Source organism: Corynebacterium efficiens YS-314, assembly GCF_000011305.1.
GTDB classification, from domain to species: Bacteria; Actinomycetota; Actinomycetes; order Mycobacteriales; family Mycobacteriaceae; genus Corynebacterium; species Corynebacterium efficiens.
Genome location: NC_004369.1, coordinates 2,803,353 through 2,829,666, shown reverse-complemented (window position 1 = coordinate 2,829,666; position 26,314 = coordinate 2,803,353). Strand labels below are relative to the sequence as shown.

Below are 26,314 nucleotides of genomic sequence, written 5' to 3'. Positions count from 1 at the left end.
GGGGTCCGCTGGGACCCCCGGGCCAGTTTGTTTATAGATCAACAAAGAGGGTGGTGGTTTTATTTCCGCCTGTTGTTCAGCGCATCCTCCGCGGCCTTGAGCGCGCGGTTGGTGATCTTGCCGGTCAGCTCCTTGCGCTGGGCACGCAGTTCAGCGGCGCGGATCTTCTCCTCCTTGCGCAGCTCCGCCAGGCGTTCGCGTTCCAGCTGGCGGGCGCTCGGTGCATACCACTCGGCCGGGCCGACCTTCATCACGTAGAGGAGGATGAACACGATGGGGATGAGGGCGAGGAGCACCGCGGCGAACGGGGTGGTGCTGGCCAGTGCGGCGGTGCCGGTGATGGCCCCGACGGTTGTGAGTCCGAGGATGCCGGCGCGGGGGCGGGCACCCTTCCGGTGCAGCTCATTGACCTCACTGGCGGTGTAGGTCATCTCCTGTCCGGCAGCCACCGCGATCTCCCGCTGGGGGAGATCGATGAAGAGTTTGTTCAGGTCCTCGCGGGTTGTGGCCGCTGCGACCGCGGAGCAGCGTTCATCCGTCTCCTCCATGGACAGGCGCCCCTCTGCATAGAACTGACCCAGGGCTGCAAGAGCCGCCGAACGCTCACTGTCGCTGACACGGACATGCGGATCTCCCGGAAACTGTCTACCCATGTCCCCAACACTAGTGCGATGGGTGGACATTCGGAATCGGGAACTTCCCCGAGATTGTCTGCGATGACCTGTGGTGCCCGTGCGGATCGGGGTCGGGGCCGTGTTGGTTTTCGGGATTGGGGAGGTGTGTTGGTGCCGATTGGGGTGTGGGGAGCGGGGGTGGTGATGGGCATCCGTGGTTATTCATGCCATCAGGCGTATTTGACCCGGATATTTCGGGTTTTAAAAAATAGATTAAATCGGCCTGGCGGGAAAGCCTGTAGTCATCCGAAAGTTGTAGTTGTTCCCCGGGGGCGGGGTTAATTAGTTAGAGTTTGGCCGTAGTTAATTGATCGGGGTTTCCCGCCCCACTCCCCAGAATTCCTACCCCGGAGGTTCCACCGTGATCGTCTCGACCAAGCCCTTGACCGACCGCAGCAGGCTGTCCGAAGCCCACGCCGAGATGATCAAGGCGACCCTGCCCCTGGTCGGCAGCAAGATCAACGACATCACCCCCGTCTTCTACAACCGGATGTTCACCGCGCACCCGGAACTGCTCCGCAGCACCTTCAACCGCGCCAACCAGAAGCAGGGTGATCAGCAGAAGGCACTGGCCGCCTCCATCGCAACCTTCGCCACCATGCTTGTTGATCCAGAGGCACCGGACCCCGTGGACATGCTCGCCCGCATCGGCCACAAGCACGTCTCCCTCGGCATCACCGCCGACCAGTACAACATCGTCCATGAGCACCTGTTCGGCGCCATCGTCGAGGTGCTCGGCGCAGACGTGGTCACCCCACCGGTCGCCGAGGCCTGGGATGCCGTCTACTGGCTCATGGCCAACGTCCTCATCGACCTGGAGAGCGACCTCTATGCCTCCAACGACCTCGCCCCGGGTGATGTGTTCCGCCACGTCACCGTCACTGGTAAGAAGCAGCTCAGCGACAAGGTCTGGGAGTACACCTTCGAAGGCGACCTCGTCACCCCGGCGCCGGGCCAGTACACCTCCATCGGCGTAAAGCTTCCCGACGGCGCACGCCAACTCCGCCAGTACTCACTGCTCAGCGGCACCGACAGCCAGTACCGCATCGCCGTGGAGGACAACGGTGAGGTCTCCACCTTCCTGCGGGACAACGTGGAGGTCGGCGACACCATCGAGGCCAGCGTCGCCGCCGGTGACCTGGTCATGAACGATGATGTCAACCCGGTGGTCCTCATCTCCCAGGGCATCGGCTCCACCCCGATGGTGGGCATGCTCAACCAGGTCGCCGCCGACCGCCACGTCACCGTCCTGCACGCCGACCAGTCCGAGAAGGATCACGCCCAGCGTGAGGAGATGGTCGCGCTGGTCGGGGGCCTGGCCAACGGTGCCCTCTACACCTTCTACCGCGATGCCGACCAGTGGCTCAACGTTGCCGGCCACATCCCCTCCGATGCCTCCGTCTACCTCTGCGGTGGCAACGAATTCCTGCAGAATGTCCGCGGCCAGCTGGAAAACCTGGAGGAGCAGCCCCGAGAGATCCGCTTCGAGCTCTTCTCCCCGAATGACTGGCTGATCTCGTAGATCTGATAGCTGGACGGGGGAATCTGTTGGCCTGTGAGCACGATGGCGCTCACAGGCCAACAGCTGTGTGGGTTCGGGCGGGGTGGGGGCTGTTTTCTGGTGCAGTTGTTGGTCTCAGTGCAACCTCGTGCGCACAGGCCAACAGCTGAGGGGTTTTACCTGGGCTGAGTGCGGTTTTTGGGTGCAGTTGTTGGTCACAGTGCAACCTCGTGCGTACAGGCCAACAACTACACCACTCACCCCGGCCAGGCCCCGGAACTGCCCCGGCGGTGGCTGGACAGCAGGTGGGTGTCCACCATCCCGATGGCCTCCATGAGTGCGAACATGGTGGTGGGTCCCACGAAAGTGAACCCCTCCCGCTTCAGGGCCGCCGCCAGTGCCCGGGATTCGGCGGATTGGGTGGGTACCTCCTCCATGCTCCGGGGCCGTGGGGTCTCGGATGGTTGGAAAGCCCAGACGAAATCGACCAGGCCACCCTTGTCGCGCAGGCGGAGGGTGGCCTGCGCATTGGTGATGGTGGCGCGGATCTTGCGCTCGTTGCGGATGATGCTCGGGTCGTCGAGAAGCTTCTCGACGCGAGCCTCACCGAACCCGGCCACCTCCTCCGGGTCGAAATCGCAGAAGGCGGCGCGGAAGGCGGGGCGCTTGCGCAGGATTGTCGCCCAGGACAGGCCGGACTGGAAGGCCTCCAGGGAGAGCCGTTCGAAGAGTCCCTGTTCATCACGGACGGGCATGCCCCATTCGGTGTCGTAATAGTCCCGGAGCAGGGGATCGGTGGCCGCCCAGGGTGGGCGTGCCAGCCCGTCCGCGCCGGTGACGGTGCTCATGGCTGCTCCTTCGGCCGACCCGGTTTCGGGATCTCGCCGATGTTCTTCGGGAGCCGACCTGCGCGGCGCAGCTGATCCCGGAGCATCATTTCAATCTGGGCATTGGTGCTGCGGGCCTCGTCGCCGGCCCAGCGTGCGATCGCCTCATAGACCGCGGGGTCGAGGCGCAGCGGCACCTGTTTGCGGGCCATGGCCTTAGTGGTACAGGCTGCCGGCGTTGACGATCGGCTGCGCATTGGTGTCGGAGCACAGCACCACCAGCAGGTTGGAGACCATGGCCGCGCGGCGCTCGGGATCCAGGTCCACGATGTCGCGCTGCTGCAGCTGGTCGAGGGCGGACTCGACCATGGTGACGGCGCCTTCGACGATGGTTTCGCGGGCGTCGACAATCGCTGATGCCTGCTGGCGCTGCAGCATGGCCTGGGCGATTTCCGGGGCGTAGCTGAGGGAGGAGATGCGGGCCTCGATGATCTCGATGCCGGCGACTGCGGCGCGTTCGGCGACCGCGTCGGCAAGCTCGCGGGAGACCTCCTCGGTGGAGCCGCGCAGGGAGATACGGCCGTCGACAGGCGCGTCGTAGGGGTGCTGCGTTGCGACGTGGCGCAGCGCCGACTCCGCCTGCTGGGTGAGGAACTGCTCGTAGTCCTCGACGGCGAAGCTGGCCTGGGAGGTGTCGGCGACCTGCCACACGATGGTGGCGGCGATGTTGATGGGGTTGCCGTTGTAGTCGTTGACCTTGGCCTCATCGGTTTCGAAGTTGCGCACGCGGATGGACACGCGCTTCGCCACGGTCAGCGGCGGGATGAAGGACAGGCCCGTGCGACGCAGCGTGCCGATGTAACGGCCGAAGAACTGCGTGGTCAGGGTGTGTCCGGGGCTGACCACCTTGATGGATGTGGCCAGGACGATGGTGGCGATGAGGAAGATGACGACCGAGACGATCAGGCCGGGCAGGCCCTCTGTGCTGGCGGTGGCATCCAGGGTGTTGATGGCGTTGATGCCGGTGATGACCGTAACGATCACCACGGCGATCAGGAGGATGAGTGCGACCGCGGCCGGGCCTGCACCCAGCGACCATACGGGCCGTTCCTTGATGCGGACGCGGGTCCCCTCGTTGCCCACCGGTTCGGTGGCAACGGCGACGGGGGTTGTCTCTTCGGGGTTGTCGGGGAGATTCTGTTCCTGCTTCATGGTGTCGATCCCTTCGGGTGGTAATCGGGAAGCGCGCTGGGGTGGAAGATTAATCTGATATCAGAATACAGGAAAGTGATATCACATTTCAAGGATTCGCCACGGTTCAGGCCGTGATGTCGAACAACGCACCCACGCCGTAGGTCAGCGCCAACCCCAGGGCGCCTCCGATCACCAACCGGGCACAGGCACGCGGCACCGAGGTGCCGGCCAGGCGCGCGGAGAGCGCCCCCGTCAGCGCCAGGGTGATGAGCGTGACGACGAAAACCACCACCGCCGTCCACCCTTCAGGAGCGATGAATACCGACAGCAGGGGCAGCAGTGCGCCCAGGAGGAATGCAATGGCTGACGATGCCGCCGCCGCCATGGGTTTGGTGGGCTCACTGTCATCAATGCCCAATTCCAGCTGGAGATGCGCAGCCAACGGATTCGTGCTGGAGATCTCGGTGGCTGCCCGGTGGGCTGTCTCATCCGAGATCCCGTAGGACTGCAGGATCCCGGCGAGTTCCGCATGCTCCGCCTTCGGATCCTCCGCCAGCTCGCGCCGTTCCTTCTCGATGAGGACCTTCTCGGTGTCCTTCTGGGACGAGACCGACACGTATTCACCCAACGCCATCGACACCGCACCCGCAATGGTGGAGGCGATGCCGGCGCCGAAGATCACAACGTCACTGGCACCCGTGGCGATCACGCCGAGTAACAACGCCGCCACGGACACAATGCCGTCATTGGCGCCCAGGACCCCGGCACGCAGCGTATTCATCCGATTGTGGTGACTGGAATCATGGGGTTCGGGCAGGGGGTGGGCAACAGCGGCAGACATGGTCATCAGCTCCGGAAAGAGGTGGAAAGGCGGGGACGCGCTATAACACCAAGCCTATGCCTGAGCAGGAAATACCGACAGCAAGGACAGGCAATGCATGCTGCTTCCCGCCGGTGGGTTTTACGGCTGAGAAAGATCAAAAGCCGTGGCCGGAACCTCGAGGGGTCCAGCCACGGCCAGTGATTGAGTTGAGGTCAGCGTGCGGTGACGGTGCCGAAACGCTTTGCGATCGGCGCGACGATCGACGGCCGCGCCGCCACCAGACCCGCCGCGATGACCACCAGGGATGCGACGAAGAGCCAGAACCCCGTCCAGTTGGTGGCATCCTGCCCGGCATACATGTGGTTCAGATTCCGCAACGCGCCCGTGGCGAACACCAGGAACACATGGATGACGGTGAACACGATGTAGAAGATCATCACCGGCATGTGGATGGCGCGGGCCACCCCGATCGGCAGAATCCTATTGAGCACCTTGTTGTCCTTCGGCCAGTAGGCGGACATCCGCACACCGGAGACGATCGACAGCGGTGCGGCCACAAACACGACGGCGAAATACGCCAGCTCCTGGAGACTGTTGTAATTGACCCACCCGGTTTCCGTCGGCCAGTCCAGGGAGAGGTACTGCAATCCCGCGCTGACGGCATTGGGGATGAACTCCCAGCTGGTCGGCACAATGCGCATCCACTGACCCGTGCTGAACAGCAATACATAGAACACCACTCCGTTGAGCACCCACAACAGATCGAGCGACAGGTGCAGCCACAGGGTCAGTGATATCTTCTTGCCACCGCGCTTCGGTGTCCAATAACCCTTCGGTCGTCTCGTCTGATTGATCTGGATACCGGTCCGGATGATCAGCACCAGGAAGAACATGTTCAGGAAATGCTGCCATGCCAACCAACCAGGAATGCCCACCGGGGCACCCTCCGGATTGTCGTACTTACCCGGGTACCGTGCGATGAAGTCCTGGGCCACCTCGGTGGAGAGGAACCACTTCGCCGCGACCACCGCTATCGCGGCAACCACCACTGCGGCGAGGAGGAACATGCCGACCGTTCCGGACCACTGCTTCCTGGTCAGGGGTTTGAGCAGGTTATAGCGGAGTGAGAACTGCTTCTTCAGTTCCTCGACCCTCAGCGCCGTCGAACCCTTGGGCCGGGTGTCAGTGTCGGCAGCGACGGGTGCGGCAGACCTGGGTACTGAGGTCGGCGCGGGGGCTGCTGCTGAACCCGGAGCGCCGGGGGCAGCCGGAATACCGGGGGCTCCTGGCGCGCCGGGGGGGCCGGGAGCAGGGAGGCCTGGGGGTGGGGCGGCCCCCGGGGCGCTGATCGCACCGGGCGTGGGCACTGCTGAACCTGGGGCAACTGCACCTGGGATGGCGGCACCCGGCGCAGGAGTTCTCGGAGCTGCCGCGCCGGGAGCTGCTGGAGCCCCCGGCGCTGCCGGAGCTCCACCGGGTGCGGGCACTGCTGAACCCGGAATGGTGGCACCCGGAGCAGCTGCGCCAGGGGCGGGGGTTGCTGTGCCCGGAGTGGGCATGGCGGCACCCGGAGTCGGGATCGACGCGCCGGGCGCGGAGGGGGTCGCCACACCCGGTGCAGGTACAGCGGCACCGGGCGTGGGAATCGCAGAACCCGGCGTCGGCACGGCCGTCGGGGTAGCTGCGCCTGGAGCGGGGATTGCGCTACCTGGGGCGGCTGGAGGGGTGGGAGTTGCTGGTGCCGGGACTGCTGCGCCTGGTGTCGGCACGGCGGTCGGGGTGACCGCACCCGGGGCGGGGATTGCGCTACCTGGGGCCGCTGGAGGGATGGGAGTTGCTGGTGCCGGGACTGCTGCGCCCGGGGCCGGAGGGGCCTGAGGTGTAGGTCCGTTTGTCACGGTAGGTGGCACCGCTCCGCCCGGTGCGGGAACGGCACTTCCGGGCGGAGGCGGGGAAGTGGTGGGGTTCGGAGGTTGGTTACCATCCATATGGGGTGTCATCTCTTGGTGCGGATCCGTCGAAGTTCGGGTTGTCGTGGTCATGTCTAAGCCAAGCTATCGTCTCGTGTTCAGGGTAGTGCCCGGGAATGGAAATTCCATATCAGCGGGCCATTCGACGGGCTGGGGATGCCCGAAGCGGGCTGGTGCCGGTCGGAATGGGTAGGACATCAACTATGAAAATTGCAGACAGAATTGTCTATTAGAAACGAACTTACATGTCTATATCAAGGGCGTGGAAGTTTAGAATCACAAAAATTCATATCCGGCACGGGATACGGGGTGTTCCGGGGGCCTGGCTATCGACGAAACAATCTGGCCGGCCCGCAGATTTGATCGAGCCCTCCGTCACTATGCAGAACTAGGAAGAGCCACCTCAATGAGGTGGCTCAATGTCAGCGTTCGCAGTTGATGCCGTCGCCGTCACCGTCGCGGTACCAGTTGTATTCGGGATTAACACCCTGGATGTAGTTGCCATAACCGGCGGCGATGGCCTCTTTACAGTTGGGGAACCGGGGGTCGGTGCCTATGGCTTCAACCGGGGCCACTGGTGCTGGCGGCACAACAGCAGGCTGTACTGGGGCTGGGGCGGGGGCCTCCGGAGCAGGCGCAGGAGCTTCCGGTGCCGGCGCTACCGCCGCCGGGGCCACCGCGGGCTGTTCCACCGTGGTCGTGCTGGTGACGTTGATGGTATAGACCGTGTCATCGGTGGGCACCTCCTGGCCGGGGCAGGTGTCGAGAACGCGTGCCATGGCGTCCTTTTCCGCGGCAGTCACCCATAGATCATAGCGGTGTTTCACCGCGATCTGGCGGGAGACATAGTCGCAGCGGAATGACCTGTTGGCGGGTAGCCAGGAGGCTGCGTCGCTGTCACCTTTCTGCTGGTTGGCAGGTCCGTCCACCGCGAGCAGGTTCAACGGATCATTGGAAAACACCCTGCGCTGGTCGGCGGTGAGCTGCTGCGCACCCTTCTGCCAGGCATCCGACAGGGCTACGACGTGATCGATCTGCACTGCGGTGGAGGTGTCCTGCCCCCGCTGGAAGTTGATCTGCGTTGCGGTGTACGGATCATTGAGCACACCGGTGAGCACCACGCAGTCCTGGGTGTTGTCCCGGTAGGTCACCTGCTCCAGGTCACGGTTGAGGATGTCATTGCGGGTGTCGCAACCATTGTGGTCCACATCCGCCCAGGCGGGACCGAACTCATCGCGGCTGTATCCGGTCTTCGGGGCACGGCCCTTGACCTCCAGGACGTTGAGGACATCGACTGCCAGAGTGCTGTCAGGGTCCGTAGCAACCGTGGTGGAGGTCGTGGCGGTGGTTGATGATGCGGAGCTCCCAGTCTGCTCCGATGCGGTGACCGACGTGGTCGTCGAGGTGCTCACCGGGGTGCTGGTGGTCTGCTCCGACTCCGGGGCCTGACAGCCGGTGAGGGCGATCAGAAGGGTCAGGGCAGATCCGGCAATAGCCAGGCGGGTAGTCCGCATGGGGGCACCTCTTCTTCAAAGCAGTGAAACAGCTGTTGTTTCCTAACGCTACAGGTGTTGTTCACGATTCTGTTATCTAACTGTGTGTCACGGACACCACACACCGGTCGCAGGGGGCTCTTCGCTCAATACGGTCCGTTCCGGGCCTCACATGTCAATTCTTATGTCAGGACTATGATCATCAAAGATACATATAGCTAAATTTGATAAGGATCGGTTGCCCGCGCATATGAGTTCCAGGAATGTTGTTCACACCATCAGGCGGGCTGTGTTGTTCACCCTCGGCATGTTCATCATGGCGTTCGGTATCGCCATCTCCATCCGGGCGAATCTGGGTACCGGGCCGGTGATCTCCCTTCCCACGGTGTTGTCCTTCGCCCTGCCGTTGTCGGTGGGCACCCTGTCGATCATCTTCAACCTGGTGATGATGGCGTTGTCTCTCCTCATCAGTCTCATCGCACGGAAACGCTTCCCACTTTTTCAGCTGATGCAGATCCCGGCGGCAGTCCTCTTCGGCTTCTTCATTGATTTCTCCATGTCGTTGACCACCTGGGTGGCTCCGGGGAACTACCTGATGCAGTGGGTGTATGTGGTGATCAGCGTGGTCATCATCGCGCTCGGTGTGCACATCGAGATGAAGCCGAGGTTCACCTACATCCCCGCTGATGGTGTGGTGGCTCTGCTGGCGATGGTGACCCCCGTGAGGGTGAGCACCCTCAAGATGATCTTCGACTGGAGCCTGGTGATCATCTCAACGGTGCTGTCCCTGGTCCTGCTCGGGGGATTGGAGGGAGTCCGCGAGGGCACTGTATTTGCTGCTTTCGGTGTGGGATTCACCATGAAGATCATCGCCAACATCGAACAGCAGTTCCGCGTGGATCGACGCTATGACTAGCTCCGATTGACGCGACGGGGACGCACCAGAAACGACTGCACCAACACCACGATCAGCACCAGCCCGGCGAGATACGGCATGCCCGCCGCGCCGACGATAATGCCTCCCAGCAGGCCACCGGCCGCGCCGGCGAGGTTCATGGTCAGGTCGGAACGTCCCTGGGCACGGGCACGGTGGTGGGCGGGGGTTGCGTCGTTAAGCATGGCGGAGGAACCGACCAGCGCCGAGTTCCAGCCCAGGCCGAGCAGCACCAGGGAGGCGATCACCGACCACTGCGGTTCCGGCCAGATCACCAGCAGCAGCGCGGAGGCGGCGAGCATGCCGAAACCCAGCCCGATGGTGACACCACGCCCGGCACGGTCGGTGAGGATGCCGAACAACGGCGACAGGGCGTACATGCCCGCCACGTGGAGGCTGATGGTGAAACCGATGATGGTCAGTCCCGCGCCGTGTCCCTGCATGTGCACGGCGGTCATGGACATGATGCCCACCATGGAGAAATGCGCCACGGCCACCGACGCGATTGCGCGCCGGGCCATCGGGGTGAGCGTGGCGGGACTGTCATCCGGTGCGGTGCTCACACCCGGTTTCAGGCCCTTGGGCAGGGTGAACAACCAGACGGCGATGGCGATGAGCTGGCCGATGAGGCTGAGCACATACGCACCGGCGTGCACCTCCAGGCCGACCATCTCGCTGAACCGGGCGCTGGGGGTGAACAGGTTCGGGCCGACAATCGCACCGATCGTGGTGGACCACACCACCAGCGACAGATCGCGCCCACGTGTCGATTCCGCAGAGACATCGGTGGCCACGAACCGCGCCTGCAGATTCACCGCGCTCATCGCGCCGAGGAACACGAACGCGATCAGCACGACGGGGAACAGCCCGAACTGGGCGCCGATCACCGCGAGCACGGCACCCACCGCCCCCAGCAGCATCCCGGTGCTTAGCGACGTCCGCCTGTCATACCTGCTCACCATCCTCGCGAGCGGAACCGCCCAGATGGCGGCACCGATCGTGGTCAGGGTTGCAGCCGACCCACCCCAGGCCACACCCGCCATGGAGGCGGCCAGCAGACTGCCCATAGACAGGGTGATGCCGTTGGACAGGCCGATCATGATCTGGGCGAACATCAACCCGGCGAGCACCTTCCTACGTGCCGGGTGCGCTGCGGCCTGGGTGGTTTCTGTGGTCCCTGCGGTCATGGACGTAACCATAAACCAGCGGGTGGACACCATTACCCCCACGGGGGAGGATCGGGGTTATGTTCCTCACCGCAGCACGCCTTGATGATGACCCGGACTCCCTGGACCCGTACCTGCGGGACCTCGGTGTGGTGCAGGCCCTGAGGTCCTCACCACTGCGTTTCCAGGCCCCGGTCACCGTCATCACCGGGGAGAACGGGGTGGGGAAATCCACGCTCATCGAGGCCCTGGCGGTGGGGATGCGCGCGAACCCCGAGGGCGGGTCGAGGCACGCCCGGTTCCAGACCGTGGGGGAATCCGTCTCGCCGCTGGGCTCCGTCCTGACACTGTCCCGCCAGGAGAACCCGCGCGATGTGTTCTTCCTGCGTGGGGAGTCCTATCTCAACGTCGCCAGGTACTACGAAAACCTGGATCCTGCGCCCCCGGGCAGCTCCCGGATGGATGACCTGCTGGAGATGAGCCACGGGCAGGGACTCATGGCGCTGATTGAACGGCGATTCCACGACAATGGTCTGTTCCTCCTCGATGAGCCGGAGGCGGGATTGTCGGTGCTGCGTCAACTGGAGCTGCTGGGCAGGTTGTACCACCTGGCCAGACGCGGTTCGCAGATCATCATGGCCACCCACTCGCCGGTGCTGCTGGCCATCCCGGAGGCCCGGATCTGGGAGGTCACCGCAGGTGGTGTGGAGACCGTGGCCTTCGACGCCACCGAATCCGTCCGAGCTGCGCGCGAGTTCGTCGCCGATCCCCGCGGCACCGCCCGGTTCATGATCGGGGAGGGTGCATGACCGGCTTCCTCCGCCGTTATTATGCCTTTGACCAGCCCGTCGGTGATGTGGACGGGTGGGTGTATGCGGTTCCGGCGTTCCGGGCACTCCGCGCTGCCGGATCCCTTGATTTCCGTGCGCCCATCACCATCATCACCGGTGAGAACGGGGTGGGTAAATCCACACTGCTGGAAGGTATCGCCGTCAGTTGTGGCTTCAATGACCAGGGCGGTCCCTTCGGCGCACCGCCGACGGGACGCAACAACCCCCTGCGCGCTGTCGCCGGGGTGACCAGGGGCCCACGTGCCATGGAAGGGTATTTCCTGCGCGCCGAATCCCACTTCAATGTGGCCAGCGAATACGGCAACAACGCGCCGGGGGTGACCAACCTGCACCGGATGTCCCACGGGGAATCCGTCATGCACATCGTCCGGGAGGCGTTCGCCGGCAATGGGCTCTACCTGCTCGACGAGCCCGAAAGCGGCTTGTCGACGATCCACCAACTCACCCTGCTCGCCGAACTCCACCTGTGTGCACAGGCCGGGGCACAGGTTGTCGTCGCAACGCACTCGCCGATCCTGGTGGCGATCCCCGGCGCGGAGATCTGGGAATTCACCGCCGACGGCGGCTTCCACCGCGGACTGGACGTGGAGGACACCACGGCGTTCCGGGCGCTGCGGGACTTCCTGGAGGATCCGGAGGAGATCGCGCGGTTCATGGTGGAGGTGACCGGTTGATCCACGGGGTGGGCAACTCCCATCGGTAGCCTGGATGGGCAGACCAACAACCGGAAAGGACCATCCGCCATGACCGGCAGAGACAACCCGCGGGAACTTCTCAACGCGAGGTATGGAACCGAGATCGACTGGGAACCGGGGGAGCGGAATGACACCCTCGACGTGATCCTCAGCCACCGGTCGGTGCGCAGATGGCTCGATGAAACTGTCAGCGAGGAGCAGATCCGGACCATCGTGGCGGCCGCGCAGTCCGCGCCGAGTTCCTCCAACAAGCAGACCGTTTCCGTGGTGGCGGTGCAGGATGCGGGGATCAAGAAGGAACTGCAGGTCGTCGGACGGCAGATGTTCAACCACATCGAGACCGCACCGGTGGTGCTGATCTGGTGCATCGATCATTCCATCGCGCGGCTGCTTGCGGAGCGCGACGGCAAGGAACTCGGTGCCCTGGAGTATTTCGACGAGGCTGGCCTGGGTTTCCTGGATGCCGGCATCATGGCGCAGAACGCGGCGATCGCGGCGGAGTCGATGGGCCTGGGCACGGTCTATCTGGGGTCGATGCGCAATGACATGGAGCGCGTCCAGGAACTTCTCCACCTGCCCACACACGTCGTGCCGGTGGTCGGCCTGGCCATCGGCCACCCCGATCCCACCGAGCGCGCCGGTATCCAACCCCGCCTGCCGCAGGAGGCGGTCCTGCACTGGGACGTTTACGGGGCGCCGCGCCCGGAGCTTGTCGACGCCTATGACACCGCCCTGAACACGTACTATTCCCGGTATGGCCAGCACCAGCTGTGGTCACACCAGTTTGTCTCCCGCCTCGGCGCGGAGATCATCATTAAAACCAGTCGTCGGCTCGTTCGTCGCGTGCTAGAAAAAGCTGGCTTTGGCCTGCGATAGCCTCCACCAGCAGAGCCAACCTGCGGAGATCCTCCCGGACCAACTGGCAGTCCCTCTCAAACTCGGCATCGGTGGAGTCAAGCCGCAGGACGGTGAACGTCACCTCCGCCCCATAGGGATGCGGGGTGACACGCAGGGGATTGTAGGCGCAGATGCCATCAGAGAGGGTGACGGTGTGATCGAGGATGCCCAGCTCATTGCGGGGCACGAACTCGGTGCGTGCCGGGCCCATCGGGGCATGCAATACAACGAGATCATCGTTCATGACATCTACTTTGCCGGTGGCCAGGCCGGCCGCCCACTGGGACAGACGCTTCACATCACGGGCGATCTCATACACATCATGGGGTCTGGCATTCACGAGGACTGAGATATGGGCCGAATCCGAAGTCAGCATGAATCTCAGGATACGCCTTTCACCCCAGGTGGGGTACAGATCTGCTGTCGAGTTATTCACAGGCTACGCCGTGTTTCCGCGTTTCCGACCTCATCTGTGGATAACTTTTTGCGACCTTTCCGCAGGACTGGTTGATTCAGAGGCATGGGGGTACTCATCAGGGCATCAGAGATGCCGACAACGAAAAGACGAAACATCTACCGCCGTCACCGGGACGGGCAGGTATCCAAGCTGGCCCCGGGGATCTTCGTCCCCCGCGCGACCTTCGACTCACTCGAACCCTGGGATCGCTTCCAGCTCCGGTGTGCCGCCACAGGGTATGGCTATCCCAAATACACCCTGGTAGGCAAGGCAGCAGCCGCAATATGGGGTATCCCCTACGGTGATATTCCGGGGCGGGTGGAACTGGCCCGGTTGAACGGGCACGGTGGGCTGCGTACCGACTTGGTCAGCATGCGTCGTCTGGCCTCCATCCCGGGTCAACCACCCCAGCTCCACCGTGGCGTATCCGTGACGACACCCCTCCAGACCGTCCTTGACCTGGGGAGATGGCATCCACTTGCTGATGCGGTGACCGCCGCTGACCACTGCCTGCATCACGGTTTGTTCACCCTGACCCAGTTGAGCGAACACGCAACCCACCTCACCGGCTGCAAGGGGGTGGGCAACCTGAAGGATCTACTCTTACTGGTTCACGGCGCCTCGGAAAGCCCACGTGAATCTGCCCTGCGGGTTGCGATGTGGGAGAACGGTTTCCCCGCACCGCACCTGCAGGCATCGATCATCGATGAGTCAGGGCGATTTCTCGGACGCGCGGATGCGTTGTTCGCTGATTCATCGGTCCTGGTCGAATACGACGGCCGCGGTAAGTACCGGTGCTCCCCCGATCAGACGACCGAGCAGGCACTGATGGAGGAGCGACGCCGCGAAAAAGACCTGCTGAATCTGGGCACCCGCATGATCCGGGTGACAGCCGAGACCTTCACCAGTGGCCGGTGGATCCATGATCTCCGCCGCGAACTCGACCTTGGCAAGGGGCGCCCCCTGGACCAGCGATTATGGACTTCACAGGGCCTCGGCTGGGGACGTGCGCAGGACAAACAACCCTCAGGATCTCTTTACCCACGTTATCCAGTCTAGACATGGGGCTCCGGAACAAACGGTGACCTGTGAGCACCCCTGCGCTCACAGGTCACCGTCTGTGTAGGTTTCAGGTTGGTGGGGCGGGATTTAGTCCGCAAACGGTGACCTGTGAGCACCCCTGCGCTCACAGGTCACCGTCTATGCCCCTGCGGACGCCCGGAACCGTGAAACAACAGCAGCCCTAGACAACCACCGGCACTTCGCGGGCGTGCTTGACCATTTCCTCCCAGTCGACGATCTTCTTGCGCTCGCGGCCTTCAGCCTCACCGAGGGCGCGCTCGGCGGCGTCGAGGCGGTACCAGCCTTCCCAGGTGGTGTAGGGGATGTTGCGCTCATCGAGAAGCTCGACGATGGCATCGCGGTCGGTGTACTTCGGTGCATCCAGTTTGCCGGCGGCGGCGTCGGCGACGAGCATGTCGGTGGTTTCCTTCGCGTCGGACTTGGTGTTGCCGATCAGACCGATCGGTCCGCGCTTGATCCAGCCGGTGGCGTAGAGGCCCGGGACGGGATCGGTGCCGGGTGCCTGGAGGACATGGCCGCCGTCATTGGGGATGACGTGCTTCTGGTCGTCGAAAGGCACGCCCTCGATGGCGTCGGACTTGTAACCGACGGTGCGGTAGACCGCCTGGACTGGCCATTCGGTGAATTTGCCGGTGCCGTTGACCCCACCGTTGCCATCGAGTTCGGTGCGTTCGGTGCGCAGGCCCACGACGCGGCCGTCCTTCTCCAGGATCTCCACGGGGTTTTCGAAGAGGTGGATCTGCAGGGTGTGGGGGGCGTCCTTCGGTTCGCGGATGGCGTACTGCTCGAGGATCTGGCAGACGAGGTCCTGGGACTTGGAGGAGCGGCGGGCCTCCTCGGAGGCGGCGTCGTAGTCGATGTCCTCGGGGTCGACAACCACGTTGATGGTGTCGGAGTGGTCGAGTTCCTTGAGCTCCTGCGGGGTGAACTTCACCTGGGCAGGTCCACGGCGACCGAAGATGTGGACCTCCTTCGCCTGGTTGCGCTTCAGGTTCTCGTAGACATTGTCGGGGATCTCGGTGACCTTGAGCTCATCACCGGTCTTGGCCAGGATGCGGGCGACGTCCAGGCCGACATTGCCCACGCCGATCACGGCGACGGATCGTGCGGACAGGTCCCAGTCGCGGGGGAAGCGGGGGTTGCCGTCGTAGAAACCGACGAAGTCGGCGCCACCGAAGGAGCCCTCGGCATCCACGCCCGGGATGTTCAGGTCGCGGTCGCGGACGGCACCGGTGGAGAACACCACGGCGTCGTAGTAGTCGCGCAGCTCGTCGACGGTGATGTCGCGGCCGATGGTGATGTTGCCCAGCAGGCGCAGGCGTGGCTTGTCCAGCACGTTGTGCAGGGACTTCACGATGCCCTTGATGCGTGGGTGGTCCGGTGCGACACCGTAGCGGATCAGGCCGAAGGGGGCGGGCATCTGCTCGAAGAGGTCGACGTGGATCTCGTGCTCCTCATTACGGATGAGGAGATCGGATGCGTAGATACCGGCAGGGCCAGCGCCGATGACGGCGACGCGCAGTGGGGTGGTCATCTGCTTGAAACCTTTCGTGCCCGAGGGTGCGGGGGCGTGTTCTGGGGGATTGTCATGCGGTGGTGGGGCCGGCGGGATCCGACCACTCTGTCTATTCAATTAGACAGCTCCATAGACCGCTTGGTCTGTAAAGCTAACAGTAGTGGCGTGATCTGCAAAGCATTTTCCCGATTAAATTCATCATTTCTGCAAGATATAGACCGTCCAGTCTATTCAATTCATACTATAGCTACCCTTAAAGCCCCAGCTAAAACAATTTAAATCTGCTTTTTCAAGTGAAATCCACGACACATCCTGAATTTAAGGGTTGTTGTAGACAGATCGGTACGTATAGCTTCAGTCACTGACAGATAGAGAAGTTGAACCAGCCTCCACAGGATCGGTGGGGCACCACGTTGTCAGGAGCAAGGAACACCATGTCGCCAACAACCGCGCCGGCACAAGCAGCAAAGCCAGCCCGCCCGGCTCGCAAGCCCAAGCCCGAGGGGCAGTGGAAGATCGACGGCACCGCGCCGCTCAACCACGTCGAGGAGGTCAAGCAGGATGAGGCTGCCTTCGAGGTGAAGCAGCGGGTCATCGACATCTACTCCAAGCAGGGTTTCTCCTCCATCCACCCGGATGACATCGCGCCACGTTTCAAGTGGCTCGGCATCTACACCCAGCGCAAACAGGACCTCGGCGGTGAGCTGACCGGTCAGGTCCCGGACGCTGAGCTGCAGGATGAGTTCTTCATGATGCGCGTGCGCTTCGACGGCGGCCAGGCCTCCCCGGAGCGACTCCGCGTCGTCGGTGAGATCTCCCGTGATTACGCCCGGTCCACCGCCGATTTCACCGATCGTCAGAACATTCAGCTGCACTGGATCCGCATCGAGGATGTGCCTACCATCTGGGAGAAACTCGAGTCGGTCGGCCTGACCACCATGCTGGGCTGCGGTGACGTTCCCCGCGTCATCCTCGGCTCACCCGTTGCGGGTGTCGCCGCCGAGGAGCTTATCGACGCCACCCCCGCCATCGATGCCATCCGCGAGCGCTACCTCGACCGGGATGAGTTCCACAACCTGCCGCGTAAGTTCAAGTCCGCGATCACCGGTAACGCCCGCCAGGATGTCACCCACGAGATCCAGGATGTCTCCTTCGTGCCGTCGGTCCACCCGGAGCACGGTGTCGGTTTCGAGTGCTTCGTCGGTGGTGGCCTGTCCACCAACCCGATGCTCGCGCAGCCACTGGGTGCCTGGATCCCTCTCGATGAAGTGCCCGAGGTCTGGGCCGGTGTCGCCGGTATCTTCCGTGACTATGGTTTCCGTCGTCTGCGCAACCGCGCGCGTCTGAAGTTCCTGGTCGCGCAGTGGGGGATCGAGAAGTTCCGTGAGGTGCTTGAGACCGAGTACCTCGAGCGCACGCTCATCGACGGGCCTGAGATCACCACCAATCCAGGTTACCGCGACCACATCGGCATCCACCCGCAGAAGGATGGGAAGTTCTACCTCGGTGTGAAGCCGACCGTGGGGCACACCACCGGTGAGCAGCTCATCGCCATCGCCGATGTCGCCGAGAAGCACGGCATCAGCCGCATCCGCACCACCGCGGACAAGGAGCTGCTCTTCCTCGACATCGAGCGCGAGAAGCTCACCGAGGTCGCCCGCGACCTGGATGAGGTCGGCCTGTACTCCTCCCCGTCGGAGTTCCGCCGCGGCATCATCTCCTGCACCGGCCTGGAGTTCTGCAAGCTGGCGCACGCCACCACCAAGTCACGTGCCATCGAGCTTGTCGACGAGCTGGAGGAACGCATCGGCGACCTCGACGTCCCCATCAAGATCGCCCTCAACGGCTGCCCGAACTCCTGCGCCCGCACCCAGGTCGCCGACATCGGCTTCAAGGGCCAGACCGTCACCGATGCCGACGGCAACCGCGTGGAGGGTTTCCAGGTCCACCTCGGTGGTTCCATGAACCTGGACCCCAACTTCGGACGCAAGCTCAAGGGCCACAAGGTCATCGCCGATGAGGTCGGGGAGTACGTCACCCGCGTGGTCACCAAATTCAAGGAGCAGCGCACCGAGGGCGAGCAGTTCCGCGAGTGGGTCCAGCGCGCCGCGGAGGAGGATCTGAGTTGAGTCTGCGCCGCAAGCCGAACCCCAACCGCAACCATCCGCTGTTCTGCCCCTACTGCGCCGGTGAGGTCCTCTTCCCCAATGAGGAGACCGAGTTCGCCTGGTTGTGTGCGGACTGCACCCGGGTGTTCGAGGTGAAGTACCACGGCCAGGATGACCCCGTCACCAGGCCCGCGGCCGCGAAATCCACATCGCAGGCACTGAAGGAATCACTGGCCAGACACGGCCACCAGCTACCCGAAGGAGGGGACACACAGCAATGAGCTTCGTTACCGTCAACGCACTGAAGAACGCCGGTCCCACCCAGGACCCAGAGGTCTCCCCGGAGGGCCCCCGCACCACCGCACCCCTCCCCGAAGAGGTCGCACACCGCAACCGGGAGCTCGTCGACAAGCATGCCGACGAGCTGTACCACGCCGATGCCGCCACCATCCTGGAGTGGGCGGCGGAGCACGTGCCGGGCCGTGTCGCAGTCACGCTGAGCATGGAGAACACCGTGCTGGCCGAACTGGCCGCCCGTCACCTGCCGCAGGCGGATTTCCTCTTCCTGGACACCGGGTATCACTTCGAGGAGACCCTCGAGGTGGCCCGGAAAGTGGACGAGCGTTACAGCCAGACCCTGGTCACCGCGCTGCCGATCCTCACCCGCGCCGAGCAGGATTCGCTCTATGGAAAGAATCTGTACCGCAGCAACCCGACGGCGTGCTGCCGGATGCGTAAGGTGGAGCCCCTCGCGGCCAGCCTCTCGCCATATGCGGGGTGGATCACCGGCCTGCGACGCTCCGATGGGCCCACCCGTGCCCAGGCTCCGGCGCTGTCGCTGGATGCCACCGGCCGGTTGAAGATCTCCCCGATCATCACCTGGTCGCTGGAGGAGACCAACCGGTTCATCACCGACAACAACCTCATCGATCACCCCCTCACGCACCAGGGATACCCATCCATCGGTTGCGCCACCTGCACCCTGCCTGTCGCAGAGGGACAGGACCCCCGTGCCGGCCGCTGGGCCGGAAACGCCAAGACAGAATGCGGACTTCACTCATGACCACAGTTACCTCACCAGCCACCCAGACCGAACTCTCCCCACACCTGAAAGACCTCGAGAACGAATCCATCCACATCCTGCGCGAGGTGGCCGGCCAGTTCGACAAGATCGGCCTGCTGTTCTCCGGCGGCAAGGATTCCGTGGTGGTCTACGAACTCGCCCGCCGCGCCTTCGCCCCGGCCACCGTCCCCTTTGAGCTGCTGCACGTGGACACCGGCCACAATTTCCCGGAGGTCCTGGAATTCCGGGACCGTCTGGTCGAGCGCACCGGCGCCCGCCTGCGCGTGGCCAAGGTCCAGGATTGGATCGACCGCGGTGACCTGCAGGAACGCCCCGACGGCACCCGCAACCCACTGCAGACCGTGCCCCTGGTGGAGACCATCGCCGAACAGGGTTACGACGCCGTGCTCGGTGGTGCCCGCCGCGATGAGGAACGCGCCCGCGCCAAGGAGCGCGTGTTCTCCGTGCGTGACTCCTTCGGTGGCTGGGATCCCCGCCGCCAGCGCCCCGAACTGTGGAACCTGTACAACGGTGGCCACCTGCCGGGCGAGAACATCCGTGTCTTCCCCATCTCCAACTGGACCGAGGCGGATATCTGGGAGTACATCGGTGCCCGTGGCATCGAACTGCCCCCCATCTACTTCTCCCACCAGCGTGAGGTCTTCGAGCGCGATGGCATGTGGTTGACCCCCGGCGAGTGGGGTGGCCCGAAGAAGGGTGAGGAGATCGTGACCAAGACAGTGCGCTACCGCACCGTCGGTGACATGTCCTGCACCGGTGCCGTGCTGTCCGAGGCACGCACCATCGACGATGTGATCGAGGAGATCTCCACCTCCACCCTCACCGAGCGTGGCGCCACCCGCGCCGACGACCGACTCAGCGAATCCGCCATGGAAGACCGTAAGAAGGAAGGCTACTTCTGATGACCGCCCCCACCCTGAACCCCGACACAGACACCCCGGCAGCCCAGACCGCCAAGACCACCGCCGCCAAGATCGCCCAGCGCGAGACCCTGCGTCTGTGCACCGCTGGCTCCGTCGATGACGGCAAGTCCACCTTCGTCGGTCGTCTGCTCCATGACACCAAGTCCGTGCTCGCCGACACCCTGGCCTCGGTGGAGCGTACCTCCGCCGACCGCGGTTTCGAGGGCCTGGACCTGTCCCTGCTGGTCGACGGCCTGCGTGCCGAGCGTGAACAGGGCATCACCATCGACGTGGCCTACCGCTACTTCGCCACCGACAAGCGCACCTTCATCCTGGCTGACACCCCAGGCCATGTGCAGTACACCCGCAACACCGTCACCGGTGTGTCCACCTCCCAGGTGGTTGTGCTGCTGGTGGATTCCCGCCACGGTGTGGTCGAGCAGACCCGTCGTCACCTCTCGGTGGCCGCGCTGCTCGGTGTGAAGACCGTGATCCTGGCGGTGAACAAGATCGACCTGGTGGATTACTCCCAGGAGGTCTTCCAGCAGATCGAGAAGGACTTCACCGAGCTGGCCACCGCCCTGCGCATCGCCGATGCCCGCGTCGTGCCGATCTCCGCGCTCAAGGGCGACAATGTCGCCGAGCGGTCCACCAACATGGACTGGTACACCGGCCCGACCGTGCTGGAGATCCTCGAGACCGTCGAGGTCGCCCGTGGCCGCGCCAATGACCTGGGTTTCCGTTTCCCGATCCAGACCGTCATCCGCGAACACGCCACCGACTACCGCGGGTACGCCGGCACCATCGCCGCCGGTTCCATTGCGGTGGGGGACACCGTCTACCTGCCGGAGGGTCGCACCACCGAGGTCACCCACATCGATTCCGCCGACGGCCCCCAGCAGTCCGCGGCGGTCGGTGATGCGGTGGTCCTGCGCCTGGCGCATGAGATCGACCTGATCCGTGGCGAGCTCATCGCCGGTGCGGACCGCCCGGAGGCTGTCCGCAGCTTCAACGCCACCGTCGTGGGGCTCACCGACCGTGAGCTGCGTCCGGGGGCCCCGGTCAAGGTCCGTTATGGCACCTCCCTCGAACGCGGCCGCATCGCCGCCATCGAACGTGTCCTGGACATCGACGGTCGCAACGACGATGAGGCACCGGAGTCCTACGGACTCAACGACATCGCGCATGTGCGCATCGATGTCGCCTCCGAACTTCCCGTGGAGGATTACGCCGCCCGTGGCGCGGTGGGATCCTTCCTCCTCATCGACCAGAGCTCGGGTGACACCCTGGCGGCCGGCCTCGTCGGCCACCGCCTGCGTGACACCTGGGACATCTAGAACAGCCCAGTTAGGAAAAGCACCATGATCCCCCTGATCACCCTGTCCCACGGTTCCCGCAAGCCCTCGGCCGCCGCCGGCATCACCGCGCTCACCGCGGCGACCGGCCGGATGCTGCAGGTCGATGCCGTGGAGGCACACCTGGAGCTCGCCGACCCCTCCCTCGATGAGGTCGTCGGTCAGCTCGCGGAACAGGGTGTGACCAGGGCGGCGCTGGTGCCTCTGCTGTTCACCGACGCCTTCCACAACAAGATTGACGTTCCGGAGGCCGTTAGTAATGCGCAGCAGCGCCACGGGGTCACCCTCCTGGTCGGTCCCCACCTGGGTACCTCCGCGGACGTCGCCGGTGTGCTTTGCGACGTCCTACCCCCCTCACTCCCGGTGGGTGCCCACATCATCCTCTATGCCGTGGGCAGTTCCGATGCCGCGGCGAACACCGCAGTGGAGGGCCTGGCTGACGCTGTCGCGCACTGCTCCGGCTACTCCGCCGAGGTGGTCTATGCCACCAGCGGTCCCGGTGTCGGTTTCGGTGGGGCGGCGGTGATCGAGGCCTCCCGAGGGCACAGCGATGTTCACATCCTGCCGCTGTTTGTCACCGAGGGGCTCCTTCTGGACCGGGTTCTCGACCAGGTGGACAACATCGCCGCCTCCACCGGTGCCCGGATCACCCATTCCGCACCCCTGACCACCTCGCTGGCCCCACTGGTGGCCGCCCGCTACCGCGCAGCCCTCAGTGAGCTGCTCACAGAATCCCGCGCCTGACCTCCTGCTTTTTCTCACCGCCCATAAAGGACACACATGCAGACACTCATCCTGATCGCAATCGCAGGCCTGGCGGCCCAGCTTGTCGACGGCGGCCTCGGCATGGGTTTCGGTGTCACCTCCACCACCATCCTCATCATGCTCGCCGGCCTGGGCCCGGCGCAGGCCTCCGCGGTGGTCCACACCGCCGAGGTGGGCACCACCCTGGTCTCCGGCATCAGCCACTGGAAATTCGGCAATGTGGACTGGAAGGTGGTGCTCCGCCTCGGAGTGCCCGGTGCCATCGGTGCCTTCGCCGGCGCGACCTTCCTGTCCAATCTCTCCATGGAGGCCGCAGCCCCGGTCACCTCGGCGATTCTGGCGCTGATCGGTATGAATCTGGTGTGGCGGTTCAGCAAGGGGCGGGTGCGCCGGACCTTCTCGCAACGCCCGCACTCCGCCGGTTTCCTCGGCGGACTGGGCATCGTCGGTGGCTTTGTCGACGCCTCCGGTGGCGGCGGCTGGGGGCCGGTGACCACCTCCACCCTGATGACCCTGGGACGCACCGAACCACGCAAGATCGTCGGTACCGTCAACACCGCGGAGTTTCTCGTCTCGGTGGCTGCCACCCTCGGTTTCATCATCGGTTTGTGGTCGGATCTGGTGGATAATCTCGCCGCCGTCGTGGCCCTGCTCATCGGTGGCGCGATCGCCGCCCCCATCGCCGCCTGGCTCATCAGCCGCGTCAACGCCACCGCACTGGGTGGCTTCGTGGGCACCACCATCGTCGCGCTGAATGCCCCGAAGGTCTGGAACGCCCTGGGCGTGGAGCTTGCTTCCGACTGGATCGTGCAGCTGGCGATCGTCCTGCTCGGTGTCGTCTTCACCATCATCGGTATCCGTCGCTACCGCACCAACCTGGCTGTGGCACTCGCCGCCGAGGCTGCAGCTGATGCCGCGGGGGAGCACACACCTGCCACGTCTGAGCCGGACACCACCGATAAACCCCTCAAGGTGCGCAGCCAGTGATTCTCTATGGTGGGGGACATGGATCCCTTCACCCTGTCCTCCCTGCCGGTGACCTCCCTGCCTGGTTTCCGCAGGGTGTTCCCCAGCAACCGCATGACCCTCGGACTGGCCCTGCCGCTGGATTCCGGTGATCCTGAACGCCCCGATGTGGACATCCCCCGCCAGATCGGATTGATACAGCGCGTGGAGGCCGCCGGATTCGCTGCGGTGTGGTTGCGTGACATCCCGCTGCGTGATCCCGATTTCGGGGATGTGGGACAGGCCTGGGATCCGGTGTCGTACCTGGGGTATCTGGCGGCGTCGACAAGCTCCCTGGCAATGGGGACCGCTGCGGTGGTCGCCCCGCTGCGCCACCCGCTCCACCTGGCCAAACAGGCGGCCAGCATCGACCACCTCACCGGTGGCAGGTTCCTGTTCGGGGTGGCCACCGGCGACCGCACGAGTGAGTACCCGGCGTTCGGTGCGGACAGCGGGGCCCGCGATGAGGTGTTCCGTGAGCATCTCGATGTGATGCAGCGGGCCTGGACCACGGAGAAGCGGGGCATCCGGTGGTCGGGTGGGCGGATGTGGGGCGGGGATGTGATTCCCAAGCCCATGGCGGTGCGTCCGCCGCTGCTCACCGTGGGATCCTGCCTGCAGTCCATGGCCTGGCACCGTGAACACGCCGATGCGCATGTGACCTATCAGCGACCCCTGGAGACGCAGCGGACCTACATCGCCGGGTGGCGGGAGGACGGCAACACCAAACCCTTCGCCATGTCGATGTCACTGGATCTGCACGCCGACGCCCACGCCCCGGCGGGGGCGATCAAATTCGGGTGGCGCGTCGGTGCCCGGCGGCTGGTGGAGATCCTGCAGGAATTGGAGGCGATGGGTGTGGACCATGTGATCCTGGGGCTCAAGCGTGGCACCCGTCCGGTGGAGGAGGTGCTGGATGACCTGATCGCTGAGGTCCTGCCGGGGTTCACGGGGGCGGAACCCCGGGTCGGTTAGGGTAAAACGGTGACCACAACACTCTTTGTCTCAGCCACCCGTGAAGAAGCCGCCCACCTGCCCGCCGGCACCGATCTGCTGATCACCGGCGTGGGCACCCTGGGCTGTGCGATACGGCTCACCCGGGAGCTGGCCGGGCGTGAGCAGCTACCCGACCAGATTATCAATATCGGAACGGCCGGGGCACTGCGTGACGGCATCAGTGGCGTCTTCGAGGTCAACCACGTCTACCAGCATGATTTCTCCAGTGACCTCATCTCACAGATGATGGGCCGCCCGCATCCGAACGGCCGTATCCTCCCGGTCACGGGGCGACTGCCCTCGGCACGTCTGGCCACCGGTGATGCCTTCATCAGCGACACCACCACCCGCGACCGGCTCGCGGCGAACGCCGATCTCTGCGATATGGAGGGCGCGGCGGTCGTGGCGGTCGCCGACAGTTTCGGCATCCCGGTCACCCTGCTCAAGCAGGTCAGTGACAATGCCGACGAGACCGCCGCGACCACCTGGTTCGAGGCGGTCGACGCCGGGGCGAGGGAGCTTTACGACGCCCTGATCACCCACCGTTTCCTCACCTGAGGCGGGAGGACTCAGTCCGCCACCGGCGCGGAACCCGAACGCTCGGATGGTGTCTTACGACGACCGATAGTGGCCAGGCGCTCCCGTACCGCATGGAAAGCCTCCGTGGAGGTGGTGCCGGTCTTGCTGGCGGAACGTTTGGTCTGGATCTTGATGTCATCGACGGTGATCTCACCGGAGCGCAGCGACACCATCTCCGCGTGGTAGCGGAACCAGACAGCAACCACGGCGGCCACCGGCACGGCGAGGAAGGCCCCCAGGATACCGAACAGGGTGGAACCGACGGTGACGGATAACAGCACAATCGCGGCATGCAGCTGCATGGCCTTGCCCTGCAGGAACGGCTGGAGGACATTGCCCTCGATCTGTTGAACCAGGACGATCAGGGCGAGAACCAGCAGCGCATTGGTCAGGCCGTTGGTCACCAGCGCGATGATCACCGCGAGGGCACCGGCGGTGAATGCACCGATGATCGGGATGAAACCGCCGAAGAAGGTGATCACCGCGAGGGCCAGCGCCAGGGGGACCTGGAGGATGACCAGACCGATGCCGATGAGGACGGCGTCGACAAGCGAGACCAGCGCCTGGGTGCGCACGAAGCCCGCCAGGGTGTTCCACGACCGGGTCAGGACCTCGGTGAGGTGCCAACCCGCGTTGTCGCCGGTGTATTTACGCAGCCAGGGCAGGAAGTTCACGCCGTCCTTGAGGAAGAAGAATGTCAGGACGAACATCACCACGATGGTGACCACGACGGTGGTCGCAGCAGACACACCGGTGAACACGCCGGAGGCGATATTGGAGGCCTGGTCCTGGATCCACTGGGTGGCGTCATTGACGAACTCATCAACACGCCCCAGATCCAGGTTCAGTGGACCATTCTGCAACTGGTCGAGCAGGGACTGGATGCCCCCATAGGCCCGTTCATAAACCTGTTGTGACTGGCTGATCACACTCGGGGCGATGGCGGAGAAGATGCCACCGATGATGAGGAAGAACCCGAGGATGGTGGCGATCGCCGCGAGGGCGGGTGGCCATTTGTGGTCGCGGAGGAACTTGGTCACCGGCCACAGCACCGTGCACGCCAGCAGTGCCAGCAGGATGGGCAACAAGCCGGCCCAGATGACCGCGAGTCCCTGCCACAGGATCCACCCAGCGATGACGAACACGATGAAACGCAGCGCCCAACCGGCAGCCCACCGCCCGTCGCGACCGATCACCGCGGCGCGGTCGATCGTCTCGGTGGAGTCGGTGGACTCGGTGGAGTCGAAATTCTCGAGATCACCCTCGACCGCCTCAGAGAGCTTCTCGGACATGTCCTTACCCGGCCTGTGGGGTTGGGGTGGAATATCCTGTTCCGGCCCCGGGGCCTGTGGGGGAATGTCGGAATTGTCGTTCATCAGTGCTCCAACTACTAGTCGTGTATGCGGGCATGCCCTATGGACAGCAAGATTACCGGCAAA

The 26,314-nt window shown here is 64.2% G+C and carries 26 protein-coding genes; 15 read left to right on the top strand and 11 right to left on the bottom strand.

From position 1 onward, the window contains the following. Positions 1–59: 59 nt before the first annotated feature. Positions 60–653, bottom strand: a complete 594-nt coding sequence (locus CE_RS13170) for a DUF1707 SHOCT-like domain-containing protein (RefSeq protein WP_006768974.1) — start codon at positions 651–653, stop codon at positions 60–62. 382 nt (positions 654–1,035) lie between these two features. On the opposite strand from CE_RS13170, the gene CE_RS13165 reads away from it, so the two are divergent. After that, positions 1,036–2,196: a globin domain-containing protein gene (locus tag CE_RS13165; RefSeq protein ID WP_006768975.1), complete on the top strand. Its 1,161-nt coding sequence runs from the start codon at positions 1,036–1,038 to the stop codon at positions 2,194–2,196. Positions 2,197–2,432: 236 nt separating this feature from the next. Here CE_RS13165 and CE_RS13160 read toward each other — a convergent pair whose 3' ends face one another. The 6 genes from CE_RS13160 to CE_RS13135 form a co-directional block, all read right to left on the bottom strand. Beyond that, on the bottom strand, positions 2,433–3,023 hold the full coding sequence (locus tag CE_RS13160) for a DNA-3-methyladenine glycosylase I (protein WP_006768976.1): 591 nt from the start codon (positions 3,021–3,023) through the stop codon (positions 2,433–2,435). After that, entirely contained in the window at positions 3,020–3,214 is a 195-nt protein-coding gene (locus tag CE_RS13155) for a hypothetical protein (RefSeq protein WP_006768977.1), read from the bottom strand. Before CE_RS13155 ends, CE_RS13160 begins: the two co-directional genes overlap by 4 nt. Before the next feature lie 4 nt (positions 3,215–3,218). Continuing rightward, a complete protein-coding gene (locus CE_RS13150; protein WP_006768978.1) occupies positions 3,219–4,214 on the bottom strand; it encodes an SPFH domain-containing protein in 996 nt (331 codons plus the stop codon). 106 nt (positions 4,215–4,320) lie between these two features. Then, on the bottom strand, positions 4,321–5,037 hold the full coding sequence (locus tag CE_RS13145) for a VIT1/CCC1 transporter family protein (RefSeq protein WP_231295108.1): 717 nt from the start codon (positions 5,035–5,037) through the stop codon (positions 4,321–4,323). 194 nt (positions 5,038–5,231) lie between these two features. Continuing rightward, complete coding sequence (locus tag CE_RS15425; protein WP_231844057.1) at positions 5,232–6,386, bottom strand: cytochrome b/b6 domain-containing protein; 1,155 nt, start codon at positions 6,384–6,386, stop codon at positions 5,232–5,234. Between the two features lie 1,025 nt (positions 6,387–7,411). Then, positions 7,412–8,503 carry a GmrSD restriction endonuclease domain-containing protein gene (locus CE_RS13135; RefSeq protein ID WP_006768982.1) on the bottom strand — a complete coding sequence of 364 codons (1,092 nt, stop codon included), beginning with the start codon at positions 8,501–8,503 and terminating at the stop codon, positions 7,412–7,414. 229 nt (positions 8,504–8,732) lie between these two features. Between CE_RS13135 and CE_RS13130 the strand changes: the two genes are divergently transcribed. After that, positions 8,733–9,398, top strand: a complete 666-nt coding sequence (locus CE_RS13130) for a YczE/YyaS/YitT family protein (RefSeq protein WP_006768983.1) — start codon at positions 8,733–8,735, stop codon at positions 9,396–9,398. Here CE_RS13130 and CE_RS13125 read toward each other — a convergent pair. Beyond that, the gene (locus CE_RS13125) at positions 9,395–10,603 is read right to left on the bottom strand and encodes an MFS transporter (protein WP_049783623.1); all 1,209 of its coding nucleotides are present in this window, start codon (positions 10,601–10,603) and stop codon (positions 9,395–9,397) included. The genes CE_RS13130 and CE_RS13125 overlap by 4 nt on opposite strands. 59 nt (positions 10,604–10,662) lie before the next feature. Between CE_RS13125 and CE_RS13120 the strand changes: the two genes are divergently transcribed. The 3 genes from CE_RS13120 (at position 10,663) to CE_RS13110 (ending at position 13,004) form a co-directional block, all read left to right on the top strand. Further along, complete coding sequence (locus CE_RS13120) at positions 10,663–11,391, top strand: AAA family ATPase (protein WP_006768985.1); 729 nt, start codon at positions 10,663–10,665, stop codon at positions 11,389–11,391. Continuing rightward, the gene (locus tag CE_RS13115) at positions 11,388–12,107 is read left to right on the top strand and encodes an AAA family ATPase (RefSeq protein WP_006768986.1); all 720 of its coding nucleotides are present in this window, start codon (positions 11,388–11,390) and stop codon (positions 12,105–12,107) included. Before CE_RS13120 ends, CE_RS13115 begins: the two co-directional genes overlap by 4 nt. Before the next feature lie 69 nt (positions 12,108–12,176). Further along, positions 12,177–13,004, top strand: a complete 828-nt coding sequence (locus CE_RS13110) for an NADPH-dependent oxidoreductase (RefSeq protein ID WP_006768987.1) — start codon at positions 12,177–12,179, stop codon at positions 13,002–13,004. On the opposite strand, the gene CE_RS13105 is transcribed toward CE_RS13110, so the two are convergent. Continuing rightward, a complete protein-coding gene (locus tag CE_RS13105) occupies positions 12,943–13,401 on the bottom strand; it encodes a hypothetical protein (protein ID WP_041628386.1) in 459 nt (152 codons plus the stop codon). The two genes, CE_RS13110 and CE_RS13105, sit on opposite strands and share 62 nt — an antisense overlap. 171 nt (positions 13,402–13,572) lie before the next feature. Between CE_RS13105 and CE_RS13100 the strand changes: the two genes are divergently transcribed. Beyond that, a complete protein-coding gene (locus tag CE_RS13100) occupies positions 13,573–14,541 on the top strand; it encodes a hypothetical protein (RefSeq protein ID WP_011076023.1) in 969 nt (322 codons plus the stop codon). A gap of 184 nt (positions 14,542–14,725) precedes the next feature. On the opposite strand, the gene CE_RS13095 is transcribed toward CE_RS13100, so the two are convergent. Beyond that, complete coding sequence (locus CE_RS13095; protein ID WP_006768990.1) at positions 14,726–16,099, bottom strand: FAD-dependent oxidoreductase; 1,374 nt, start codon at positions 16,097–16,099, stop codon at positions 14,726–14,728. A 416-nt stretch (positions 16,100–16,515) separates the two neighbouring features. Here CE_RS13095 and CE_RS13090 point away from each other — a divergent pair, with 416 nt between their 5' ends. The 9 genes from CE_RS13090 to CE_RS13050 are packed head-to-tail and all read left to right on the top strand — an operon-like array spanning position 16,516 to position 24,854. Then, positions 16,516–18,210 carry a nitrite/sulfite reductase gene (locus CE_RS13090; RefSeq protein ID WP_006768992.1) on the top strand — a complete coding sequence of 565 codons (1,695 nt, stop codon included), beginning with the start codon at positions 16,516–16,518 and terminating at the stop codon, positions 18,208–18,210. Then, on the top strand, positions 18,207–18,470 hold the full coding sequence (locus CE_RS13085) for a hypothetical protein (protein WP_006768993.1): 264 nt from the start codon (positions 18,207–18,209) through the stop codon (positions 18,468–18,470). The genes CE_RS13090 and CE_RS13085 overlap by 4 nt, the downstream gene beginning before the upstream one ends. Continuing rightward, positions 18,467–19,252, top strand: coding sequence for a phosphoadenylyl-sulfate reductase (locus CE_RS13080; RefSeq protein WP_006768994.1), 786 nt, complete (start codon positions 18,467–18,469; stop codon positions 19,250–19,252). The genes CE_RS13085 and CE_RS13080 overlap by 4 nt, the downstream gene beginning before the upstream one ends. After that, positions 19,249–20,175: a sulfate adenylyltransferase subunit CysD gene (cysD, locus tag CE_RS13075; RefSeq protein WP_006768995.1), complete on the top strand. Its 927-nt coding sequence runs from the start codon at positions 19,249–19,251 to the stop codon at positions 20,173–20,175. Before CE_RS13080 ends, cysD begins: the two co-directional genes overlap by 4 nt. Beyond that, positions 20,175–21,512, top strand: a complete 1,338-nt coding sequence (locus tag CE_RS13070; protein WP_006768996.1) for a sulfate adenylyltransferase subunit 1 — start codon at positions 20,175–20,177, stop codon at positions 21,510–21,512. The genes cysD and CE_RS13070 overlap by 1 nt, the downstream gene beginning before the upstream one ends. Before the next feature lie 24 nt (positions 21,513–21,536). Next, positions 21,537–22,274: a sirohydrochlorin chelatase gene (locus tag CE_RS13065; RefSeq protein WP_006768997.1), complete on the top strand. Its 738-nt coding sequence runs from the start codon at positions 21,537–21,539 to the stop codon at positions 22,272–22,274. Between the two features lie 36 nt (positions 22,275–22,310). Continuing rightward, positions 22,311–23,282 carry a sulfite exporter TauE/SafE family protein gene (locus tag CE_RS13060; RefSeq protein WP_006768998.1) on the top strand — a complete coding sequence of 324 codons (972 nt, stop codon included), beginning with the start codon at positions 22,311–22,313 and terminating at the stop codon, positions 23,280–23,282. Positions 23,283–23,300: 18 nt separating this feature from the next. Further along, entirely contained in the window at positions 23,301–24,275 is a 975-nt protein-coding gene (locus CE_RS13055) for an LLM class oxidoreductase (RefSeq protein WP_231295109.1), read from the top strand. Positions 24,276–24,284: 9 nt separating this feature from the next. Then, positions 24,285–24,854, top strand: coding sequence for a nucleosidase (locus tag CE_RS13050; RefSeq protein ID WP_006769000.1), 570 nt, complete (start codon positions 24,285–24,287; stop codon positions 24,852–24,854). 11 nt (positions 24,855–24,865) lie between these two features. Here CE_RS13050 and CE_RS13045 read toward each other — a convergent pair whose 3' ends face one another. Beyond that, complete coding sequence (locus tag CE_RS13045) at positions 24,866–26,167, bottom strand: AI-2E family transporter (protein WP_173362618.1); 1,302 nt, start codon at positions 26,165–26,167, stop codon at positions 24,866–24,868. Positions 26,168–26,314 lie beyond the last annotated feature (147 nt).

Excerpts from the sequence above, each read along its gene's own strand:
- CE_RS13145 (WP_231295108.1), bottom strand. The coding sequence starts at position 5,037 with ATGTCTGCCGCTGTTGCCCACCCCCTGCCCGAACCCCATGATTCCAGT.
- CE_RS13120 (WP_006768985.1), top strand. The coding sequence starts at position 10,663 with ATGTTCCTCACCGCAGCACGCCTTGATGATGACCCGGACTCCCTGGAC.
- CE_RS13055 (WP_231295109.1), top strand. The coding sequence starts at position 23,301 with ATGGATCCCTTCACCCTGTCCTCCCTGCCGGTGACCTCCCTGCCTGGT.
- CE_RS13080 (WP_006768994.1), top strand. The coding sequence starts at position 18,467 with ATGAGCTTCGTTACCGTCAACGCACTGAAGAACGCCGGTCCCACCCAG.
- CE_RS13070 (WP_006768996.1), top strand. The coding sequence starts at position 20,175 with ATGACCGCCCCCACCCTGAACCCCGACACAGACACCCCGGCAGCCCAG.
- CE_RS13090 (WP_006768992.1), top strand. The coding sequence starts at position 16,516 with ATGTCGCCAACAACCGCGCCGGCACAAGCAGCAAAGCCAGCCCGCCCG.
- CE_RS13105 (WP_041628386.1), bottom strand. The coding sequence starts at position 13,401 with ATGCTGACTTCGGATTCGGCCCATATCTCAGTCCTCGTGAATGCCAGA.
- CE_RS13110 (WP_006768987.1), top strand. The coding sequence starts at position 12,177 with ATGACCGGCAGAGACAACCCGCGGGAACTTCTCAACGCGAGGTATGGA.
- CE_RS13095 (WP_006768990.1), bottom strand. The coding sequence starts at position 16,099 with ATGACCACCCCACTGCGCGTCGCCGTCATCGGCGCTGGCCCTGCCGGT.
- CE_RS13045 (WP_173362618.1), bottom strand. The coding sequence starts at position 26,167 with ATGTCCGAGAAGCTCTCTGAGGCGGTCGAGGGTGATCTCGAGAATTTC.
- CE_RS13170 (WP_006768974.1), bottom strand. The coding sequence starts at position 653 with ATGGGTAGACAGTTTCCGGGAGATCCGCATGTCCGTGTCAGCGACAGT.
- CE_RS13065 (WP_006768997.1), top strand. The coding sequence starts at position 21,537 with ATGATCCCCCTGATCACCCTGTCCCACGGTTCCCGCAAGCCCTCGGCC.
- CE_RS13060 (WP_006768998.1), top strand. The coding sequence starts at position 22,311 with ATGCAGACACTCATCCTGATCGCAATCGCAGGCCTGGCGGCCCAGCTT.
- CE_RS13155 (WP_006768977.1), bottom strand. The coding sequence starts at position 3,214 with ATGGCCCGCAAACAGGTGCCGCTGCGCCTCGACCCCGCGGTCTATGAG.
- CE_RS13135 (WP_006768982.1), bottom strand. The coding sequence starts at position 8,503 with ATGCGGACTACCCGCCTGGCTATTGCCGGATCTGCCCTGACCCTTCTG.
- cysD (WP_006768995.1), top strand. The coding sequence starts at position 19,249 with ATGACCACAGTTACCTCACCAGCCACCCAGACCGAACTCTCCCCACAC.
- CE_RS13115 (WP_006768986.1), top strand. The coding sequence starts at position 11,388 with ATGACCGGCTTCCTCCGCCGTTATTATGCCTTTGACCAGCCCGTCGGT.
- CE_RS13130 (WP_006768983.1), top strand. The coding sequence starts at position 8,733 with ATGAGTTCCAGGAATGTTGTTCACACCATCAGGCGGGCTGTGTTGTTC.
- CE_RS13100 (WP_011076023.1), top strand. The coding sequence starts at position 13,573 with ATGCCGACAACGAAAAGACGAAACATCTACCGCCGTCACCGGGACGGG.
- CE_RS13125 (WP_049783623.1), bottom strand. The coding sequence starts at position 10,603 with ATGACCGCAGGGACCACAGAAACCACCCAGGCCGCAGCGCACCCGGCA.
- CE_RS13160 (WP_006768976.1), bottom strand. The coding sequence starts at position 3,023 with ATGAGCACCGTCACCGGCGCGGACGGGCTGGCACGCCCACCCTGGGCG.
- CE_RS13150 (WP_006768978.1), bottom strand. The coding sequence starts at position 4,214 with ATGAAGCAGGAACAGAATCTCCCCGACAACCCCGAAGAGACAACCCCC.